The sequence below is a fragment of the Gelidibacter sp. genome (assembly GCF_039916245.1).
Lineage (GTDB): Bacteria > Bacteroidota > Bacteroidia > Flavobacteriales > Flavobacteriaceae > Gelidibacter.
This window is the reverse complement of sequence record NZ_JBDSLS010000289.1, coordinates 1-4,959: the sequence shown is the minus strand read 5'-3', so window position 1 is coordinate 4,959 and position 4,959 is coordinate 1. Positions and strand designations below refer to the sequence as shown.

The following is a 4,959-nucleotide window of genomic DNA, read 5'->3' as shown; positions in this document are numbered from 1 at the left end:
GTAACGTGGATTTTGTTAATCTCTTTAACCGGCATTTCTGGATGCACGATGATATTTAACGACTGTCCTTGGTCAATATAATTCTGACGGTGAGCCGCTTGGTAAATCAAATCTAATTGATCAATTTCTGAATAGGTTTTAAACACATCTTTTTCGTTTTCCGTTAGGAAATCAAGATGCTGTACAGAGCCGTCGTTATTACGGATGTCTCTCCAAACTTCTTGCGTGTTTTGGCCTTTCTCCTCCAATAATTCCTCTAAATAAGAATTTTTGATGGTGGTTTTAATTTTAGCGATATCCTTCACATACACATTCGACCAAATTGGTTCGATACCTTGTGACACTTGTCCTAAAATGAAAGCTGATGACGTAGTTGGCGCAATAGCGTTCAACGTCGCATTACGTCGTCCGTAACCTTTTAAAACTTCTGGCTCGCCAAACATTACCGCTAATTCTTCTGAAGCTTTATAAGATTTTTCTTTGATGACCTTAAAGATCTCATTGTTCAAATTATAAGCCTTTTCGCTATTTAAAGGTAGCATTCTCGATTGTAATAAGGAGTGCCAGCCTAAAACCCCAAGTCCTAAAGCACGATTATCTTTGGCAAAATTGTAAGCGCGCTCCATAAACAAGAACGTTTGTCTGTCCTCTCTACTTTCTGAATCGCGATAAGCTTCCAATTTATCAACAAACTCAGTGATCACGGCGTCTAGGAAATAGACCATCGTCTCAACCGCATCTGTATCTTTCCACTTGTCATAATGCAATAAATTGACTGAAGAAAGTACGCATACAAACGACCAATCGTCATTGGAAGGCAACATGATTTCAGTACACAAGTTACTGGCGTAAATAGGAAGGTCCTTATCCTTATAAACATCTGCGGCAGCGTTATTGGCATTGTCCTTAAAGAAGATATATGGATAGCCCATTTCGCCTCTACGTTGCAATACTTTTGCCCAGATCGCACGCTTTTTCTCATCGCCATCCACCATTTCCTGCATCCATTCGTTGGTCACAGTGACCCCGTGGGTTAATTCCTGAATAGGATTTCCTTCGGTACCGATTTCCAAGAACTCCATAATGTCAGCGTGTTCCACTGGCAAATACGGTGAAAAACGGCCACGTCTTACCGAACCTTGGCTCACAACATCCACCATCGACTCAAATAACTGCATGATATGAACTGCACCAGATGCTTGTCCGTTATTTTTGACCTCAGCACCACGATGACGTATTTTTCCAAAATATCCTGAAGTTCCTCCGCCAAGTTTAGACATCATCCCCACTTCAGACTGCGTGTATAGAATGTTCCCCATATCGTCGCCAATATGTGATCCAAAACAGCTGATAGGCAGGCCTCTTTTCTGACCGAAATTAGACCACACCGGTGATGCCAAAGAGAAAAATCCTTCAGACATATAGCCATAAAACTTGTCTGAATAACCTGGGATACCCAATATTTGCTCAGCTCTGTCCGCAATCTCGCGAATGCGTTCCTCAGCAGTGACGCCTGGGCTTAAATAACCTGATCCTAAAAAGCTGCGGCTGTATTCATTAAGCCATTCAAAGCCTTTCGGTTCATTTTCTCCCGTAAGATGGAGCGCTTCCTTTCGAGCGTTTAAAAGGTTGTCAGTTTCTGAAATTGTTTTTGAAGTCTGAGTGTCGAGGGTTTGGTTTTGATTGTTCATTTAAAAAAGGTCATCACTGGTTATACTTTGCGTTCTTTTACTGTAGTTGATTGAGCGTTTCACGAAGAAATCGCCGTGTTTGGTACCGATAATCTCATCATCAAACCATTCGGTTTGTGCGATCAGACTTTCGTCGATGTCAAATATTTTTGAAATACCGATGCTTTCAAGGGAATTATTGAAACGGTTTTTGATAAATTCATTAACCACTGCTTTAGGTAGGAAATCAAGTTCGCCATCTTCAAAAATCCAATCCACAATTCTGCTTTCAGCGGCATAGGCTTCTTTACACATGGCTTGAATCATGACATTATATTCCGCATCGAACCAATCTGGATTTTCGTCTTTGATGATTTTGATAAGATCAATTCCAAAGTCGCCATGAATTTGCTCTTCTTTTGAAGTAGCTTCCACCACATTTGAAATACCCTTAAGCATGTTTTTATGCTTGTTAAAGGCCATAATAATCAAAAACTGGGAGAATAACGAAACGTGTTCGATAAAGAGCGAGAATAGCAAAATTGATTCTGCATAGTCTTTATTATCTTCACTTTTTGCATTTTTAAGAGCGGTTTCCAAATATTGAACCCGCATCATAATGGCTGGTTTTTTCTTTAGATCCTGAAATTCTTCATTCAATCCTAATATTTCCAGCAAATGCGAATAGGCGTCATGATGGCGCACTTCACTTTCAGCAAAGGTGGCACCCACTGAACCGATCTCTGGCTTTGGCATTCTGTGATAAATATCGCCCCAAAAACTTTTTACTGCCACTTCTATTTGTGAAATGGCAAGCATCGTGTTTTTAATTGCAGTTTGCTCTACTTCTGTGAGACGGGTTTTAAAATCCTGGATGTCACTTGTAAAGTTAAATTCAGTATGAATCCAATACGAATGACGAATCGCCGGGACATATTCGTAGAGTGCAGGATATTCATAAGGCTTTAAATTGATCCGCTTTTCAAAGATGTTCAATTTGCGTTTTTGGGTTTGCTGATTTCTGTAAAGAATGTATCCTTTAGCGACATCAAAAAATCCAGTTTCCATCAATTTGGTTTCAACAAAATCCTGAACCTCCTCCACAGTAGGAATATAATTCGCATCCAATGTTTTTCTTTCAAGAAGTGCTCCATAAACCATCTCAGATATGCGCTGTGCATCTTCAGGTCCGCCGTGATTTGCAGCGGTCATCGCTTTTAATATCGCATCTGTAATTTTTTGTAAATGAAAGAGTTTCGTGCGAAAATCTCTTTTAATGACGTGGGTAATTTCCATGAGAATAAGGACTAAGAATTAATAAAATAAACGAGGTGTAAAGATGTCAAATTTATTAATGACTTTTGAATGCGTCCTCAAAAGGTTGTTAAATGGTTATCAACAATTGATAACAATTGGAAGAAATTTCGAAATAACTGAGAGTTAGAAGGTTTGAAAAATTTAATGTTTACGCTATGAAAAAGATAGGAAACCAACAAGTATTTCTGAGTGAAAAAACCGGTTTTTTAGGGTTTAAAAAAGTTTAAAAAGAAGGAAATGTTAATAAAACTGCCCAGTTATTGGATTCGGAATCTTCAATATTTTTGTTTTTTTTACGATTATGTTGAAACTGATTAGAATTGTTTCTTTGACCATATTTCATTTAGTGATGAGTGATTATACTTGTAAATGTTGATGATTTTTTGTAAACTGGAATTGAAACTGATTTCCATAGAAAATTGAAAAAATATCACTTAGTCCTTTATTTAGAACAAATAAGAAATCAGCTAATTCAAATTCCCAAAAAGAACATTGGTATTTTTGTGAGTTCCGCTCGTTAAACAACTATTATAATTAGAAAGTAAAGATCAAGATGAATTTAAGAATCCCTTTTTCAGCCGTTGCAATGTTAATATTGCTTTGTACATCCTCCTGTGCTACCACAAAAAAAGAACCTACCCCACCAAACATCATCGTCTTTCTGATTGATGACATGGGCCTTATGGATACATCAGTACCATTTATAACCGACGCGAAGGGCCATCCAGAAAAATTTCCGCTGAATGACTTTTACATCACGCCTAACATGGAGAAACTAGCAGAACAAGGCACTCGATTTACAAATTTTTATGCACATTCGGTTTGTTCACCTTCGCGAACCTCCATTATGACAGGACAAAATTCTGCGCGCCACGGAGTAACGAATTGGGTACATCCTGAAAGCAATAATCGTACAGAATTTGGCCCAACGAACTGGAATTGGAAAGGACTTACTAAAGCCTCAGTAACGCTTCCGAAACTATTGCAGCAAAACGGCTATAAAACAATCCATGTCGGGAAAGCACATTTTGGGCCGATGGATAGTGATGGCGAAAATCCGCTTAATATAGGTTTTGATGTTAATATCGGCGGCAGCTCGATTGGACAACCCGGGAGTTATTTGGGCACGGAAGGTTTTGGACATACAGGCGGCGATAAACCAAGAGCAGTGCCTGGCTTGGAAAAATACCACGGCCAAGATATATTTTTAACCGAAGCTTTGACTTTAGAGGCCAATCTGGCCATTTCGCAAGCTAAAGAAGAAGGAAAACCGTTTTTTCTTAATATGTCTCATTACGCTGTTCACGCGCCATTTTATTCAGATCAGCGTTTTGCACAGCATTATGTGAATTCAGGGAAATCAAAGGATGCTCAAGCCTATGCGACGTTAATTGAGGGCATGGACAAATCTCTTGGCGATATCCTGCAACATGTTAAAGATTTGGGACTAGGAGCAAATACGATCATCTTATTCTTGGGAGATAACGGATCAGATGCACCGTTGCCAATTGAAAACGATTATAGCAGCTCTTCTCCTTTAAAAGGTAAAAAAGGAAATCACTGGGAAGGCGGCATGCGCGTGCCCTTTATTGCAGCCTGGGTTTCACCAAATGATCAAGCAAGCAATCAAAAAAAATTACCTATCGCACAAAATGCGATTCAAGAACAGTTGGGCTCTATTTTGGATATTTTCCCAACTCTAAGCCATCTTACGAATGTGTCGACTCCAAAAGATTATATCATGGATGGTTATGACTTGCAGGATCAGTTGAATGGCAAGGAAAACAAGAATCGTGATGAGATTTTCTTAAATCATTTCCCTCATGCGCACCGCAGTAACTATTTTACAAGCTTGGTTAAATCAGACTGGAAAATCGTTTATCACTATCAACCAGAAAGTGAGCCGCGCTATGAACTTTTCAACCTAAAAGAAGATCCATTTGAAGCTCTTGATCTATCGGATACCAATCCT

3 protein-coding genes are annotated in these 4,959 nt (G+C 39.0%); 1 reads left to right on the top strand and 2 read right to left on the bottom strand.

What is annotated here, in order from left to right; all coding sequences use genetic code 11:
• On the bottom strand, positions 1 to 1,691 hold a 1,691-nt coding region (locus ABIQ28_RS14715), incomplete at its 3' end, for a ribonucleoside-diphosphate reductase subunit alpha (protein ID WP_348038627.1).
• Positions 1,692 to 2,966 (bottom strand): ribonucleotide-diphosphate reductase subunit beta, encoded by a 1,275-nt coding sequence (locus tag ABIQ28_RS14710; RefSeq protein ID WP_348038625.1) that lies wholly within the window; start codon positions 2,964 to 2,966, stop codon positions 1,692 to 1,694. It abuts the gene before it with no gap.
• A 574-nt stretch (positions 2,967 to 3,540) separates the two neighbouring features.
• Here ABIQ28_RS14710 and ABIQ28_RS14705 point away from each other — a divergent pair.
• On the top strand, positions 3,541 to 4,959 hold a 1,419-nt coding region (locus tag ABIQ28_RS14705; protein ID WP_348038623.1), incomplete at its 3' end, for a sulfatase-like hydrolase/transferase.